The organism is Mesorhizobium sp. AA23 (genome assembly GCF_001672435.1).
In the GTDB taxonomy this organism is placed as follows: domain Bacteria; phylum Pseudomonadota; class Alphaproteobacteria; order Rhizobiales; family Rhizobiaceae; genus Mesorhizobium.
In genome coordinates this window covers 98,682-114,510 of record NZ_LYTP01000012.1, presented here as the reverse complement: position 1 = coordinate 114,510, position 15,829 = coordinate 98,682, and the positions used below count along the sequence as shown (strand labels likewise).

Here is a 15,829-nt window from a genome sequence, read left to right as displayed (position 1 = left end):
GACGGATTGCCGTCGTTGCCAAGCTGGAACACCCCTCATCCGGCCGCTTCGCGGCCACCCTCTCCCACGAGGGGAGAAGGCAAGACAGGGCAGCGCCTGCATCGATCATTGGCACTGCTCCAGCAATTCAACACATGATCAACACCGCGCCCGCTAGGAAGGCGCGACCCGAAACTGGAAGGAGGAGGAACACGATGCGCTACCGCAACGCCGCCGCGTATCGCTTCCTCACGCCTTATCTCCTGATCTTCGCCATCTTCTGGATCTGGCCGATCATCAGCTCCTTCCTGATCTCCTTCCAGGCGACCCGCACCGTGCCGTGGCGCTTCGCGCCGACCTTCAACTGGGGCCGCCTGATCGGCGACCCCGCCTTCTTCAACGCGCTGAAGAACACGCTGCTTATCCTCGTCATCCAGGTTCCGGTGATGATCTCGCTGGCGGTCGTGATGGCGGTGCTTTTGAATTCGCCGCTGCTCAAGGCGCGCGGCCTCTACCGCTTTGCGTTCTTCGCCCCGGTCGTGGTCGGCGAGGTCGCCTATTCGGCGGTGTTCCGGCTGATGTTCAGCCTCGATTTCGGCATCGTCAACAAGCTCTTGAACAGCGTCGGCCTGGAGAAGATCGACTGGTTCTCCAACGTCACGCCGGCCATGGCGCTGATCATGATCGCGGTGACCTGGCGCTGGGCCGGCTACAACGCCATCATCATTCTTGCCGGCCTGCAATCCATTCCCGATGACGTCTACGAGGCCGCCACGCTCGACCGCGTCAGCAAGGTGAAGCAGTTCTTTTACATCACCCTGCCGCTGTTGAAGCCGGTCATCGTCTTTTGCGCCGTGCTGTCGATCATCGGCACCATGCAGCTCTTCACCGAGCCCTTCCTGATCACCGAACGCGGCGGGCCGGGTGGCGGCACCGAAACCCTTGGCCTCCTGCTTTACCGCCAGGGCTTCCGCTCGCTCAATTTCGGCTATGCCTCGGCGATCGCCTACACCATGGCGGGCCTCGCCATCGCCATCACGCTAGTGCAGCTCTGGCTGACGAGGGAGCCGAAATGACCTCGCGCTCGCAAAGGCGGCTCGGACGCAGCATCCTGCTGCATCTCGTCCTGACGCCGCTGGCGCTGATCTGGCTGTTCCCGCTGTGGATGATGGTGGTGTTCTCCACCATGCCCGACAACGGCATCTTCAGCCCCGGCATCGAGCTTCTGCCGCATGACGGCTTCCTCGACAATTTCAACAATCTGCAGCGCGACACCAATTTCGTCGGCGCGATCGGCATCTCGGTCTCGGTGGCGGTGACCTACACCTTTCTTTCGGTGCTGCTCACCTCGATGGCCGGTTGGGCGCTGGCGCGCTACGACTTCCTCGGCAAGGGCATGGTGGTGGCGATCATCTTCGGCACCATCACGCTTCCCTACGCCGTGGTGCTGATCCCGCAATTCATCATGGTGGCGCGCGACTTCCAGCTCGCCAACACCTGGATCGCGCTGATCGTGCCGCCGCTGTTCAATTCGCTCGGCGTGCTCTTCATGCGCCAGGCCTTTTCGATGATGCCGGCCGAGCTGTTCGACGCGGCGAGGGTCGAAGGCGTGAAGGAATGGCGCATCTTCCTGTTCGTGGCGCTGCCTTTGGCGCGGCCGATGCTGGCGGCCCTCGCCATCATTCTCTTCCTCGCCTCGTGGAATAACTATCTCTGGCCGCTTTTGATCAACAGCCAGCCCGGCGCGATGACGGCGCCGGTGGCGCTCGGCACCCTGATCGGCCTGACCAAGGTGTCCTGGGGCGGCATCATGGCCGGCGCCGTCATGCTGACCGTGCCGATGCTGATCGTCTTCGTGCTGCTGCAGCGCCATTTCATCGCCGGCATCGCCGCCGGCGCGGTCAAATAGGATAGGAACGAGATGGCGGCCGTCACCCTCACCAATGTCGTCAAGCGTTTCGGCACCTTCGAGGTCGTCCATGGCGCCAATATCGACATTACCGATGGCGAGTTCGTCGTCTTCGTCGGCCCGTCGGGATGCGGCAAGTCCACGCTTCTTCGCATGGTCGCCGGGCTGGAGGACATCAGCGGCGGCGAGATCGCCATCGGCGGCAAGGTGGTCAACGATGTCGAGCCGGCCGACCGCGGCATCGCCATGGTGTTCCAGTCTTACGCGCTCTATCCGCACATGACGGTGGAGCAGAATTTGAGCTTCGGCCTGCGCATGAACGGCAATCCGAAGGCCGACACCGAACGGCGGGTCAAGCGCGCCGCCGAAATTCTTTGCATAGACGAGCTGATGCAGCGCCGGCCGAAGCAATTGTCCGGCGGCCAGCGCCAGCGCGTCGCCATCGGCCGCGCCATCGTGCGCGAGCCGCAGGTCTTCCTGTTCGACGAGCCGCTTTCGAATCTCGACGCCGAACTGCGAGTGCAGATGCGGGTCGAGATCTCGCGCCTGCACAAGGAGCTCGGCGTCACCATGATCTATGTGACGCACGACCAGACCGAGGCGATGACGCTCGCCGACCGCATCGTCGTGCTCAAGGCCGGCAATGTCGAGCAGATCGGCGCCCCGCTCGACCTTTACGACGATCCGGCCAACCGTTTCGTCGCCGGCTTCATCGGTTCCCCGAAGATGAATTTCATCGCGGCGAAGGTCGTCGATTTGTCCAACAGCGCCGCGACCATCGAGCTCGTCAATCATCGCGGCGCCAGGCTGCGCAAGCCGCTCTGCGGCCCCTTGCCGGCGCCCGGCGCGGAAGTCGTGCTCGGCGTCAGGCCGGAGCATTTCTTCGAGGCCGGCGAGGGCGACTGCGACATTTCGGTCAAGGCCGACGTCTCCGAGCATCTGGGCTCGGTCAGCTATGTCTACGCCGATGCCGGGCCGGAGGAGCTGATCATCGAGCGCGAGGCCAGGCGCCAGCGCGCCGGCAGCGACCACTTCACCGTCTCGATCAAGGCCGAGCGCTCGCTGCTCTTCGACAAGACAGGCGCCAGGATTCGCTGACTTTCCTTTCTGCCCGATCGCGAAGGCGTGGCGGCGACCGCATGGAGAATTCGACATGACATCCGGAAAAATTCGCTGGGGCATCCTCGGACCCGGCAGCATCGCCAAATCCTTTGCCGGCGGCCTGGCGCAGTCGCGTACCGGCGAACTAGTCGCGCTCGGCGCTCGCAATCCCGGCAAGCCGGGTCTTGCCGAGACGTTTCCGGGCGCGCGCATCCTCGACGGCTATGACGCGCTGCTTGCCGGCGACGGCGTCGATGCGGTCTATATTTCGATCCCGCATCCAGGCCATGCCGAATGGGCGATCAAGGCGGCAGAAGCCGGCAAGCATGTGCTGTGCGAAAAGCCGCTGGCGCTCACCGCCTTCGAGGCCGACGCCATAATGCATGCGGCGCGAAAAGCAGGCACCTTCCTGGGCGAAGCTTTCATGTACCGGCTGCACCCGCAGACGCTGCAGCTGGTCGAGCTGATCAAATCGGGCGCCATCGGCGAGGTCCGCATGATCAAGTCGTGCTTCGGCTTCGCCATGCCGGGCTTCATGCCCGAGCACCGGCTCTACGCCAACGAGCTGGCCGGCGGCGGCATCCTCGACGTCGGCGGCTATCCGGTCTCGATGGCGCGGCTGATTGCCGGCGCCGCGGCGGGAAAACCTTTCCTCGAGCCGGACAAGGTCGTCGGTGCGGCCCATCTCGGCCAGTCCGGCGTCGATGAATGGGCCTCGGCGCTGCTCCATTTCCCGGGCGGCATCGTCGCCGAGGTCTCGTGCAGCATCTCGCTTAACCAGGACAATGTCCTGCGCATTTTCGGCACCAACGGCCAAATCGAGGTGCCGGACTTCTGGTTCGCCGGTGGCAACCGCGATGTCGGACCGGGCCGGATCGAGGTGATCCGGTCCGGCGGCACGCGCGAGGTGATCAGTGTCAACGAGACCCGCCACCTCTATTCCTTCGAGGTTGACGCCGCCGGCGAGGCGATCCTGGCCGGCCGCCAGGAATTCGCCTGGCCGGGCATGGGCTGGACCGACAGCCTGGGCACGTTGCGCGTTCTCGACAAATGGCGCGCCGCCGTCGGGCTGGAATACGAGATCGAAAGGCCGGCTAAGCGCGTCAACACCATCTCCGGCCGGCCGCTCGGCGCCAACGGCACAGCCATCGGCAAACGCGCGATTCCGGGCCTGCCGAAGCCCGTCTCGCGCCTGGCGCTCGGCTTCGAGGATTTCCGCACCTTCTCCTCGGGCTCGATCCTGCTCGACGCGTATTTCGAAGCCGGCGGCAACCTGTTCGACACCGGCTTCGTCTATGGCGCCGGCTACACCGAGACGCTGCTTGGGCAATGGCTGAGCAATCGCGGCGTGCGCCAGCAGTCGGTCATCATCGCCAAGGGCGCGCACACGCCGCTCTGTTATCCCGATGTGATCGGCAAGCAGCTCGCCCAGACGCTCGACCGGCTGCAGACCGACCATGTCGACATTTATTTCATGCATCGCGACAATCCGGACGTGCCGGTCGGCGAGTTCGTCGATGCCATGGACCGCGAGGTCAAGGCCGGCCGCATCCGCGGCCTGTTCGGCGGCTCCAACTGGACGATGGAGCGTATGGACGCGGCGATCGCCTATGCCGAACGCACCGGCAAGCAGAAGCCCGGCGCGCTTTCCAACAATTTTTCGCTGGCCGAGATGCTGGAGCCGATCTGGGCCGGCTGCATCACCTCTTCCACCGACGATTGGAAAGCTTGGCTGACGGCGCGGCAGATGCCCAACTTCGCCTGGTCGAGCCAGGGCCGCGGCTTCTTCACCGACCGCGCTGGCCGCGACCGCACCGACAATGAAGAGCTGGTGCGGGTCTGGTATTCGGAAAAGAACTTCGGCCGCCGCGACCGCGCCATCGAACTTGCAAGCAGGCTCGGCAAAAGCCCGATCCATGTCGCGCTCGCCTATGTCCTGGCGCAGCCCTTCCCGTCCGTTCCCCTGATCGGCCCGCGCACGCTGGACGAGCTGGAGGACAGCCTCAAGGCGCTGGATATTGCGCTGTCGCCGGACGATCTGGAGTGGCTGGACAACGGGCCGGAGAGACGGAGGGCGTAGCGCCAATCTCCCCCCTCGAGGGGGAGATGGCCGCAAGGCGGCCAGAGGGGGTCGGTCCGACTGGGCTCGGCCTGCTGCGGCAGATGGAGTTGGCGCTCCACGCGAGGCGACCTCCTCTGGCCTGCCGGCCATCTCCCCACTTGGGGGAGATTGGCAGTTTCGCTGCCCTCACCGATCAACCCGCGTCGACAAGATGATCGACGACGACGTCCGCTCTACTCCCTCCATTGTCCCGATCTGATCGAGCAGCGCGTCGAGATCGCGGATCGACGGCGCGTCGACGATGACGATCATGTCGAAATTGCCGCTCACCGAATGCACCGTCCGGACCGGCGGCATCGCCTCCAGGCTACGCACCACCTTGTCGGCGAGTTTCGGCGTGACGGTGAGCAGCACATGCGCCTTGACCAGACCCTGCTCATAGTCGGGCGACAGCCTGACGCCGTAGCCGGCGATGATGCCGCGCTGCTCCAGCCGCTCGATCCGGCTCTGCACCGTGGTGCGCGACACGCCGAGCTTTCTCGCCAGCTCGGCGGTGGAGGCGCGCGCGTTGGCGCGCAGCAGCGTCAGCAGGGCCTGTTCAGCTTCACTGATCATTTCGACGAAACCCTTCGGCAAATTGTGCTATGTTCATCTTCACTTTGCCAGATTCCGAGCTTCCTTTCGACAGGCAAGCTGCGATGATTCCTGCCAATTCGAACTGACAGGGGTATCGTCATGAAAAACATTGTTGTCGTCGGCGCCGGCAAGATCGGCTCGACCATCGCTGAAATGCTTACTACCACGGGAGACTACCGCGTCACGGTGGTCGACCGCTCGGCGGCCCAGCTCGCCGCAGCCGAATTGCCGGCCGGCGTCGAGAGCAAGGAGCTCGACATCGCCGTGCCCGGCGCGCTTGAGGCAGCGCTTGCCGGCAAATTCGCCGTGCTGAGCGCCGCGCCCTTCCACCTCACCACCCGCATCGCCGAGGCTGCGGCGAAGGCGGGCGTGCATTATCTCGACCTCACCGAGGACGTCGCCAGCACCCGTCGGGTCAAGGAGCTGGCGCGCGAGGGCAAGAGCGCCTTCATCCCGCAATGCGGCCTGGCGCCGGGCTTCATCTCGATCGTCGCCAACGATCTGGCCAGCCGCTTCGACACGCTGGAAAGCGTGCGCATGCGCGTCGGCGCGCTGCCGCAATATCCGTCGAATGCGTTGAACTACAATCTCACCTGGAGCACCGACGGCGTCATCAACGAATATTGCGAGCCATGCGAGGCGATCGTCGAGGGCGAGCTGGTCGAGGTGCCGCCGCTGGAGGAGCGCGAGGAATTCTCGCTCGACGGCGTCACTTATGAGGCTTTCAATACCTCCGGCGGTCTCGGCACTCTGGCCGAGACGCTGAAGGGCAAGGTGCGGACCCTGAACTACCGCACCATCCGCTATCCCGGCCATGCCGCGATCATGAAGGCGCTGCTCAACGACCTCGGGCTGCGCCACCGCCGCGACGTGCTGAAGGACATTTTCGAGAGCGCCCTGCCGGCGACGCTGCAGGATGTCGTCATCGTCTTCGTCACCGTCTCGGGCCGCCGCAACGGTCGCCTGCTGCAGGAGACCTACGCCAACAAGATCTATTCGCACCGCGTCGGCAACCTCGTTCGCAGCGCCATCCAGATCACCACCGCCTCCGGCATCTGCGCCGTGCTCGACATGCTGGCCGACGGCACGCTGCCGGCGAAAGGTTTCGTCCGGCAGGAAGACATCGCGCTCGACGCATTTCTGGCCAACCGCTTCGGCCGAGCCTACGCCCAGCACGAGACGGCGAGCCGCCTGGCGGGCTGAGCTGTGTGATCTCCCCCCTTGAGGGGGAGATGTCGCCGAAGGCGACAGAGGGGGGTCCTCTCAGCCAGTGCAGCGCATGTGAAAGCCAAAGAGGAAGTCAGCGCTTCACGCGCGGCGACCCCCTCTGGCCTGCCGGCCATCTCCCCCTCAAGGGGGGAGATCACGCTCCCTCTAAACATGCAGCGCGTGCCCGAGCGCCTTCAGCGCCGCTTCCTGGAAGCCCTCGCCCTGGGTCGGATGCGCATGAATGGTGCCTGCTATATCCTCCAGCCGCGCGCCCATTTCGAGCGCCAGGCCAAAGGCCGCGGCCAGTTCCGAAACGCCCTGCCCGACCGCCTGGATGCCCAGCACCAGATGGTTGTCCGCGCGGGCGACGATGCGCACGAACCCGTCCTCGCCTTGCCTGGTCATGGCGCGGCCGTTGGCGGCGAACGGAAAATGTCCGATCTTGATCTCGCCGGCGAGCGCCTTCGCCTCGTCCGGCGACAGGCCGGCGGTGACCAGCTCGGGATCGGTGAAGCAGATCGCCGGGATCGCGCGCTTGTCCCAGCCTCGCTTGTGGCCGGCGACGATCTCGGCCACCATCTCGCCCTGCGCCATCGCCCGGTGCGCCAGCATCGGCTCTCCGGTGACATCGCCGATAGCGTAGATGCCCCGCATCGAGGTGCGGCACTGGTCGTCGATGCGGATGAATCTTCCGACCATGTCGAGGTCGATCTGCTCCAGCCCCCAGCCCTCGGTGAGCGGCTTGCGCCCCACCGTCACCAGGACCCTGTCGGCGGCGATCTTGGCGTTCTTGCCATCTGCCGTCTCGACCAGCAGCGCATCGCCCTTGGTCGACAGCCCCTTGGCCTTTGCACCCAGCATCACCTCGATGCCGAGCTCGCCGAGCCGCTTCAGCACCGGCCGCGTCAGCTCGGCATCATATTGCGCAAACACGCGCGGCAGGGCTTCGACCACGGCGACCTGGGCGCCCATCTTGGCGAAGGCCATGCCGAGCTCGAGCCCGATATAGCCGCCGCCGACGACGGCGAGCTTGTCCGGCACCTCGCTCAGCGCCAGCGCTTCGGTCGACGAGATGACCGGGCCGCCGAAGGGCAGGAACGGCAGTTCGGCCGGCACCGAGCCGCTGGCGATCACCACCGCCTCGGCGCGGATCACCTGGCTTCCCGTCTCGGTCTCGACCTCGACGGTCTTGCCGTCGCGGAACGTCGCCCAGCCCTGCACGGTCTTGACCTTGGCTTTCTTCAGCAGGCCAGCGACGCCGCTGTTCAGCCGGCTAACGATGCCGTCCTTCCATGCGACCGTCTTGGTCAGGTCGAGCGTCGGCGGGGCGACCGCGATGCCGAGCGGCCCCTTGCCGCCGGCCATGTTCGCGATCTTCTCGAACTCTTCCGCCGCATGGATCAGCGCCTTGGACGGGATGCAGCCGACATTGAGGCAGGTGCCGCCCGGCTTGCCGAACTCGACGATCACCGTGTCGACGCCGAGCTGCCCGGCGCGGATGGCGCAGACATAGCCGCCCGGACCGGCGCCGATGACGAGCAGCTTGCAGGAGATCTCTTTCATGGGCTTCTCGTTGCTGAGCACGGGGATTTTGGCAGAGGGTTAGGGCCTGGCGAACGCAGACCGTGGCGATTGGCCGATATCCGTGGAATCTCGTCATCCTGGGGCTGAGCAAGGAGCGTAGTGACGCGCGTAGACCCCAGGATCCATGCCGTGACGTGAAGGCGTTGCAACGCTCCAGAATTCTGGTCCGCCGCGCCCTTCGGGCGAGGTCGCGGCATGAATCCTCGGGTCAAGCCCGAGGATGACGAGGGGGCAACGTCGTCCGTATCCATACGACTATTCCACGAAGATCAGCGCCGGCGTCTCAAGCAAGGCCTTGATTCGCTGCACGAAAACCGCGGCGTCCCAGCCGTCGATGACGCGATGGTCGAAGCTGGACGACAGGTTCATCATCTTGCGCGGGATGAACTGCGTGCCGTCCCACCCCGGCCGCACCATGATCTTGTTGACGCCGACGATCGCCACTTCTGGATAATTGATGACCGGCGTGGTCGCCACGCCGCCCATCGCCCCGAGCGAGGTGATGGTGATGGTCGAGCCGGAAAGCTCATCGCGCGTCGCCGTGCCGGACTTGGCCGCGTCGGCAAGCCGGTTGATCTCGGCGGCGCTTTCCCAGAGATCGCGGGCCTCGGCATGCTTGACCACCGGCACGACGAGCCCGGTCGGCGTCTGGGCGGCGATCCCGACATGGATGCCCGCGTGTTGGTGGATAACGCCGGCCTCGTCGTCGAACAGCGCGTTGAGGTTCGGCTGATCGGCGATCGCCTTGACCATTGCCCGCATCAGGAACGGCAGCAGCGTCAGCTTCGGCCGGTCTTGCCGCTTCTCTTTGTTGAGCGCCGCGCGCAGTTCTTCCAGCGCCGTGACGTCGATCTCCTCGACATAGGTGATATGGGGAATGTGCGACTTTGCGAGCGCCATCTTCTCGGCGATCTTGCGCCGCAGCCCGACGACCTTGATGTCCTCGATGCCCTCCTTGCGGGCAAGGCCGGTCGCGCGGGCAAGCTGCGGGCCGCGCGCCAGGAAGGCCTCGATGTCCTCATGGCTGATGCGCCCGGCCGGACCGCTGCCCGCAACCTGGCGCAGATTGATGCCGGCTTCCTTGGCGCGCAGTCGGACGGCAGGAGAAGCCAGCGGCTTTTCGCCTTCCGCGCGCGGCGCGCCGATGATGGACGCCGGGCGCCCAGCCTTCGGCGCCGCGACGGAAGGCTGGGCCGGGATCTGTGCCGGTTTCGGCGCCGCTTTCGAGGCGTCCGACAGCGGTTGGGACTTTGCCTCCACGGGGTCGGCGGGCGCTTCTGCCTTCGGCGCGGCCTTGGCACCGCTGCCTGCTTTCACGTTGCCTTCGCCGGCGATTTTGAGCCGCACGATCGGCGAGCCGATCGCCACCGTGTCGCCGATCTCGGCGCCGAGCCAGAGGATCTCGCCATCGACGGGCGAGGGAATCTCGACCGTCGCCTTGTCGGTCATGACGGCCGCCAGCACCGCATCCTCGCGCACCAGGTCGCCGATCTTGACATGCCATTCGACAAGCTCGGCCTCGGCGACGCCTTCGCCGACATCGGGAAGCTTGATGACATATTCGCCCATCGTCCGGCCTCCCTCAGGCTTCCATGGTCTCGACGAGCGCGCGCCCGACCCGCGCGGGGCCGGGGAAATACTCCCACTCCTGCGCATGCGGATAGGGCGTGTCCCAGCCGGCGACCCGCGCCACCGGCGCCTCCAGATGGTAGAAGCAATTCTCCTGCACCAGCGCCGCGAGCTCGGCGCCGAAGCCGGAGGTCAGCGTCGCCTCATGTACGACGACGCAGCGCCCGGTCTTCTTCACCGAGGCGACGATCGTGTCGAGGTCGAGCGGCAGGAGCGTCCTAAGGTCGATGATTTCGGCATCGATGCCGGTTTCCGCGGCCGCGGCCTGCGCGACATAGACCATGGTGCCGTAGGCGAGCACGGTGACCGCCGAGCCTTGCCGGCGGATCGCCGCCTTGCCGAGCGGTACGGTGTAATGGCCATCCGCCACCTCGCCGAGCTCGTGCTTCGACCAAGGCGTCACCGGGTTGTCGTGATGGCCGTCGAAGGGGCCGTTGTAGAGCCGCTTCGGTTCCAGGAAGATGACCGGGTCCGGATCCTCGATCGCGGCGATCAATAGGCCCTTGGCGTCATGCGGATTGGACGGCACCACTGTCTTGAGGCCGGAGACATGCGTGAACAGCGCTTCCGGGCTCTGGCTGTGCGTCTGGCCGCCGAAGATGCCACCGCCGGTCGGCATCCTGACGACGATCGGGCAGGTGAAATCGTTGTTGGAGCGATAGCGCAGCCGCGCCGCCTCCGAGACGATCTGGTCGTAAGCCGGATAGACATAGTCGGCGAACTGCACCTCGACGCAGGGCCTCAGCCCATAGGCGGCCATGCCGATCGCCGAGCCGACAATGCCGGATTCGCTGATCGGCGCATCGAAGCAGCGGTTCTTGCCGTATTTGGCCTGCAGGCCCTGCGTGCAGCGGAACACGCCGCCGAAGAAGCCGACATCCTCGCCATAGACGATGACGCGCTCGTCGCGCGCCATCGAGACATCCATGGCGTCGCGGATCGCCTCGATCATGGTGCGTCTGGGCATCGATCAGACCCCCGCCTGCTGGCGTTGGCGCCTGAGATGCGGCGGCGTCTCGGCATAGACGCCTTCGAACATGTCGCGCGTCGACGGCTTGCCGCCGGCATGCAGCGTGCCGTGGCTTTCGGCTTCCTTCTGCGCCGCGATCACGGTTTCGAGGATCTCGGCTTCCGCCTGAATGTGGCGCTGTTCCGTCCAGACTTGCTTGTGGATGAGATGGTTCTTCAGCCGGATGATCGGGTCGCCGAGCGGCCAGGCGTCCGATTCCGCCTTCGGCCGGTAGGCCGACGGATCGTCCGAGCTCGAATGCGCGCCGACACGATAGGTGACATATTCGACCAGGGTCGGCCCGAGATTGCGACGCGCCCGCTCGATCGCCCATTTGGCTACCGCATGGACGGCGAGATAGTCGTTGCCGTCGACCCGCAGCGACGGGATGCCGAAGCCTAGACCGCGCGCGGCGAAGGTACCGGAGCCGCCGCGGGCAATGCCCTGGAAGGTGGAGATGGCCCACTGGTTGTTGACGACATTGAGCACGACCGGGGCCTTGTAGGTCGAGGCGAAGACCAGCGCCGCATGGAAATCGGATTCCGCGGTCGAGCCGTCGCCGATCCAGGCCGCGGCGATGCGGGAATCGTTGGAGATCGCCGAGGCCATCGCCCAGCCGACCGCCTGAATGTACTGCGTCGCCAGATTGCCGGAGATCGAGAAGAAGCCGTGCTCCTTCGAGGAGTACATGATCGGCAGCTGCCGGCCCTTCAGCGGATCGGCCTCGTTGGAATAGATCTGGTTCATCATCGCAACCATCGGATAGCCGTCGGCGATGAGCAGGCCGGCTTGCCGATAGGTCGGGAAATTCATGTCGCCAGGCTTGAGTGCCTTGCGGAAAGCGCAGCTCACCGCCTCTTCACCCAGATGCTGCATGTAGAAGGAAGTCTTGCCCTGGCGCTGCGCCATCTGCATGCGCGCATCGAAGGTCCTGAGCGTCATCATATGGCGCAGGCCTTCGAGCAGATCCTCGTCGGTGAGCAGCCCGGCCCATGGCCCGACGGCTTCGCCGGCGCGGTTAAGCACGCGGATGATGGAGAAGGCCATGTCGCGGATGGTGCGCGGATCGACATCGACCTCCGGCCGCGGCACCGAACCGGCCTTGGGGATTGTCACATTCGAGAAGTCGGGCGTGCCGCCGGGCCGAACCTCGGGCTCGGGAACATGAAAGCGCAACATTCCAGCATCGGCCATGACCTTCCTCCTCCAATGTTGCCGGTGCGATAGTTGCACATCCGCGCCGCCATTTCATCGGGCGAGATGGCGGCCGTCCTCCCGGTCATCAGCCTCGTCGAGCCGATGCGGCACATGGCCGACAAGATGCAGATATGGCACCGAAATTTCTTGTCGATGTTTGCAAGCGTCGCGCAATTTGGCGGAAGTTTGCGGAGCGTTTGCCGCCACAAAAGACAATCAATGCATGCGCGCCGGCCGACGCAGCTAATCTCCACCCTCGTGGGGAGTTGCTCGGCAGGGCAGAGGGGCGTGACAGACTCGGCTTCAGGGTCGTCATTCCAGGGCGGAGCAAGGAGCGGAGCGACGCGCGCAGACCGTGGAATCCATGCCGCGACGTTGACGCGTTGCGGCGGTTGGAGAATATTCTGCACCCTGGCGCTCCCCGGCAAAAGTCACGGCATGGATCCTCGGGTCAAGCCCGAGGATGACGAAGAGAGGCCGGCCGCTTCTCCGTTCACTCCGTCTCCGCCTCATGCTAACTCATCCCGCATGGCACAGAAGAAGGGATACGAGGTCGATTCGTGGCTGGCGCGGCCGGACCCGGCCATGGCCATCGTCTTGCTTTACGGCCCCGATCGCGGCCTGGTCGCCGAGCGGGCCAAGACCTTCGCGTTGAAGACCGGGCTGCCGCTCGACGACCCTTTCTCAGTGGTCAAGCTGGATGGCGCGGAAGTCGACCGCGACGAAGGCCGTCTGCTCGACGAGGCGCGCACCGTGCCGATGTTTTCCGACCGGCGGCTGCTTTGGGTCCGCAACGCCAGCGGCCAGAAGGCGCTGGCCGACGACATCAAGGCGCTGACGGCGGAGCCGTCGCCGGATGCTCTCATCCTCATCGAGGCGGGCGACCTGAAGAAGGGCACTGGCCTGCGGGCCATCGTCGAGGCAGCCGGCAACGCCATCGCCTTGCCCTGCTATGCCGACGAGGCCCGCGATCTCGACTCGGTGATCGACGACGAGCTGCGCAAGGCCGGCATGTCGATGACGCTCGACGCCCGCCAGGCGCTGCGCCGCAATCTCGGCGGCGACCGTCTGGCCTCGCGCGGCGAGATCGACAAGCTGGTGCTCTACGCCCATGGCAAGAAGGAGATCGACCTCGACGACGTCAACGCCTTGTCCGGCGATGTCTCCGGCGCCTCCTTCGACGGTGCGGTCGACGCGATGCTCGACGGCAAGGTCGGAGATTTCGACATTGCCTTCACCCGGCATTGTGCGTCCGGCGGCCATCCTTTCCTGGTGCTGTCCTCGGCGATGCGGCAATTGCAGGCGATCCAGGTCATGCGCGGCCAGATGGAATCCGGCGGCCGCAACGCCGCCTCTGTCGTAGCGGGAGCGCGTCCACCGGTCTTCTTCTCGCGCCGCAAGCTGGTGGAAAAGACGCTCGAGCGCTGGAACAGCGAAGCCCTCGGCCGCGCGCTGAACCGGCTGCAGGCAGCTGTGCTGCAAACGCGCAAGCGGCCCGACCTGTCGGAGGCGCTAGCCCGTCAGGCGCTGCTCGGCATCGCGGTGGAAAGCGCGAGATTGGCGCAGAGGTAGGCGATCAGCCCTCCCCTGTGAGGCGATTGGCCGGCGCCTCGGCTTTCGCCTATCGCGGGCGCCGCAAAAAAGAAGAGGCCAACGCAGCGGCCGGCCCTTGTTGTGCCTATCACCAATATATCAGCCTAGATCTAATCTTAAGCCAGAACTTTATTAGTCGGCTAATTTCATGTAATTCAGCTACTTATCGGTCGTCCTTCAGCCGCCGGCACAACTCATCGAGCTGATCCAGCGACCGGTAGTCGACCCGCAGCGTGCCGCCCTTGGCCTTATGCTCGATCGAGACAATCATGCCGATCGTGTCGGTCATCAGCTTTTCCAAGGCCAGCGTGTCGGGATCCTTTCCCGGCGCGCTCGGCGCAGACTTCACTTTGGCCGGTGTTGGTCCGGCGGGCATTTGCGCCAGCGCCTCGGCCTGGCGCACCGAAAGCCCCTCCTCGACGATGCGCTTGGCGAGCCCCGCCGGATCGCCGGCTGTGACCAGCGTGCGGGCATGGCCGGCCGACAACGCGCCGTCGACCAGCATGTCGCGGATGACGTCAGGCAGCTTCAGGAGCCTCAGCGTGTTGGCGACATGACTGCGGCTCTTGCCGATCACCTGGCCGAGATCGGCCTGCGTGTAGCCATGCTCGTCGATCAGCTGCTGATAGCCCTGCGCTTCTTCGACCGGATTGAGATCGGCGCGCTGCACGTTCTCGATGATTGCCAGCTCCAGCGCGGTGCGGTCGTTGACGTCGCGCACGATGAGCGGGATTTCGGTCAGCCCCGCGCGCTGCGCGGCGCGCCAGCGCCGCTCGCCGGCGATGATCTCATAGCGGCCGGGCTGCGACGGCGAAGGCCGCGCCACCACCGGCTGCACCACGCCATGCTCGCGGATCGACTGGGCGAGGTCGGTGAGTTCGGCGTCGCCGAAATGCCGACGCGGGTTCTTCGGGTTCGGGCTGACGAACTCGATCGGCACCTTGCCATCCGCCGCGACCGCGCTCGGCTTTTCGGGCGCGACGGGACGATCGATCTCGCCGATCAGCGCGGCCAGGCCGCGGCCCAGTCTTTTTCTCGATTGGTCTTCACTCATTCTTCTGTCCAGATCGTTTCGGAATCGAATCGGCTATTGGAAATTGCCTGGGCTATTCAGGCGGCGCGCAGCTTGCGCTCGCGTCGGATCACTTCCGAGGCAAGCTGCAGATAGGCCTGGCTGCCGGAACATTTGAGATCGTAAAGGATTGCCGGCTTGCCGTAGGACGGCGCTTCGGAAACGCGCACGTTGCGCGGGATGATCGTCTCGTAGACCTTGTCGCCCATATGCGCGCGCACATCCTGCACCACCTGGTTGGCGAGGTTGTTGCGGCCATCGAACATGGTGAGCACGATGCCCTGGATGGTGAGGTCCGGATTGATCGTGCCGCGCACCTGCTCGACCGTTTCGAGCAATTGGCTAAGGCCTTCCAGCGCGAAGAACTCGCATTGCAGCGGCACCAGAACGGAATCGGCCGCCGCCATTGAATTCAAAGTCAAAAGATTGAGCGACGGCGGGCAGTCGATCAGCACATAGCCGAACGGCGCCGCGCGCGCGGCTGCCGCACGCAGCGCATTGCGCAGGCGCAGCACCCGGTCTGGCGCCGAGGCGATCTCCATTTCGATGCCGAGCAGATCGAGGGTTGAGGGCACGATGGACAAACCCGGCACCGCGGTCGGCACCGCGGCCGCCTCCAGCTCGAGATCGCCGGTCAGCACGTCATAGGACGAGACGGTGCGATCCTTGCGTTCGATGCCGAGCCCGGTGCTGGCATTGCCCTGCGGATCGAGGTCGACGATCAGCACGCGCTCGCCGATCGCGGCCAGCGCCGTCGCCAGATTGATCGCCGTGGTCGTCTTGCCGACGCCACCCTTCTGGTTGGCAACGGTGATGATACGCGGTCCAGTTTTCATGGGTCGATGCCAG

At 65.3% G+C, this 15,829-nt stretch carries 13 protein-coding genes; 6 read left to right on the top strand and 7 right to left on the bottom strand.

All coding sequences use genetic code 11. The features are described 5' to 3' along the window. Nucleotides 1-194 precede the first annotated feature (194 nt). Genes A9K66_RS11170 through A9K66_RS11155 form a run of 4 tightly spaced genes read left to right on the top strand, consistent with a single transcriptional unit; the run spans nt 195 to nt 5,069 of the window. Complete coding sequence (locus A9K66_RS11170; protein ID WP_067323545.1) at nt 195-1,055, top strand: sugar ABC transporter permease; 861 nt, start codon at nt 195-197, stop codon at nt 1,053-1,055. Continuing rightward, nucleotides 1,052-1,888 (top strand): carbohydrate ABC transporter permease, encoded by an 837-nt coding sequence (locus A9K66_RS11165; protein WP_067323543.1) that lies wholly within the window; start codon nt 1,052-1,054, stop codon nt 1,886-1,888. Before A9K66_RS11170 ends, A9K66_RS11165 begins: the two co-directional genes overlap by 4 nt. A 12-nt stretch (nt 1,889-1,900) precedes the next feature. Further along, nucleotides 1,901-2,986, top strand: a complete 1,086-nt coding sequence (gene ugpC / locus A9K66_RS11160; protein ID WP_067323539.1) for a sn-glycerol-3-phosphate ABC transporter ATP-binding protein UgpC — start codon at nt 1,901-1,903, stop codon at nt 2,984-2,986. A gap of 55 nt (nt 2,987-3,041) precedes the next feature. Beyond that, nucleotides 3,042-5,069, top strand: coding sequence for an aldo/keto reductase (locus A9K66_RS11155; protein ID WP_067323537.1), 2,028 nt, complete (start codon nt 3,042-3,044; stop codon nt 5,067-5,069). 168 nt (nt 5,070-5,237) lie between these two features. Here A9K66_RS11155 and A9K66_RS11150 read toward each other — a convergent pair whose 3' ends face one another. After that, nucleotides 5,238-5,666 carry an Lrp/AsnC family transcriptional regulator gene (locus tag A9K66_RS11150; RefSeq protein WP_067323535.1) on the bottom strand — a complete coding sequence of 143 codons (429 nt, stop codon included), beginning with the start codon at nt 5,664-5,666 and terminating at the stop codon, nt 5,238-5,240. Nucleotides 5,667-5,786: 120 nt separating this feature from the next. Between A9K66_RS11150 and A9K66_RS11145 the strand changes: the two genes are divergently transcribed. Next, nucleotides 5,787-6,890: a saccharopine dehydrogenase family protein gene (locus A9K66_RS11145; protein ID WP_067323533.1), complete on the top strand. Its 1,104-nt coding sequence runs from the start codon at nt 5,787-5,789 to the stop codon at nt 6,888-6,890. A 171-nt stretch (nt 6,891-7,061) separates the two neighbouring features. Here the strand turns inward: A9K66_RS11145 and lpdA are convergent, their stop codons facing one another. The 4 genes from lpdA to A9K66_RS11125 all read right to left on the bottom strand — a co-directional run bounded on the left by lpdA (nt 7,062) and on the right by A9K66_RS11125 (nt 12,312). Next, nucleotides 7,062-8,459: a dihydrolipoyl dehydrogenase gene (lpdA, locus tag A9K66_RS11140; protein WP_067324616.1), complete on the bottom strand. Its 1,398-nt coding sequence runs from the start codon at nt 8,457-8,459 to the stop codon at nt 7,062-7,064. A gap of 276 nt (nt 8,460-8,735) precedes the next feature. Beyond that, nucleotides 8,736-10,049: a dihydrolipoamide acetyltransferase family protein gene (locus tag A9K66_RS11135; protein WP_067323531.1), complete on the bottom strand. Its 1,314-nt coding sequence runs from the start codon at nt 10,047-10,049 to the stop codon at nt 8,736-8,738. Between the two features lie 13 nt (nt 10,050-10,062). Further along, nucleotides 10,063-11,076 carry an alpha-ketoacid dehydrogenase subunit beta gene (locus tag A9K66_RS11130; RefSeq protein WP_066991514.1) on the bottom strand — a complete coding sequence of 338 codons (1,014 nt, stop codon included), beginning with the start codon at nt 11,074-11,076 and terminating at the stop codon, nt 10,063-10,065. A 3-nt stretch (nt 11,077-11,079) separates the two neighbouring features. Beyond that, complete coding sequence (locus A9K66_RS11125) at nt 11,080-12,312, bottom strand: 3-methyl-2-oxobutanoate dehydrogenase (2-methylpropanoyl-transferring) subunit alpha (RefSeq protein WP_067323529.1); 1,233 nt, start codon at nt 12,310-12,312, stop codon at nt 11,080-11,082. A gap of 531 nt (nt 12,313-12,843) precedes the next feature. On the opposite strand from A9K66_RS11125, the gene holA reads away from it, so the two are divergent. Beyond that, nucleotides 12,844-13,887: a DNA polymerase III subunit delta gene (gene holA / locus A9K66_RS11120; RefSeq protein ID WP_067323527.1), complete on the top strand. Its 1,044-nt coding sequence runs from the start codon at nt 12,844-12,846 to the stop codon at nt 13,885-13,887. 184 nt (nt 13,888-14,071) lie between these two features. On the opposite strand, the gene A9K66_RS11115 is transcribed toward holA, so the two are convergent. Both A9K66_RS11115 and A9K66_RS11110 read right to left on the bottom strand, forming a co-directional pair. Further along, complete coding sequence (locus A9K66_RS11115) at nt 14,072-14,962, bottom strand: ParB/RepB/Spo0J family partition protein (RefSeq protein WP_067323525.1); 891 nt, start codon at nt 14,960-14,962, stop codon at nt 14,072-14,074. Nucleotides 14,963-15,018: 56 nt separating this feature from the next. After that, nucleotides 15,019-15,816, bottom strand: a complete 798-nt coding sequence (locus tag A9K66_RS11110) for a ParA family protein (RefSeq protein ID WP_067323524.1) — start codon at nt 15,814-15,816, stop codon at nt 15,019-15,021. Nucleotides 15,817-15,829 lie beyond the last annotated feature (13 nt).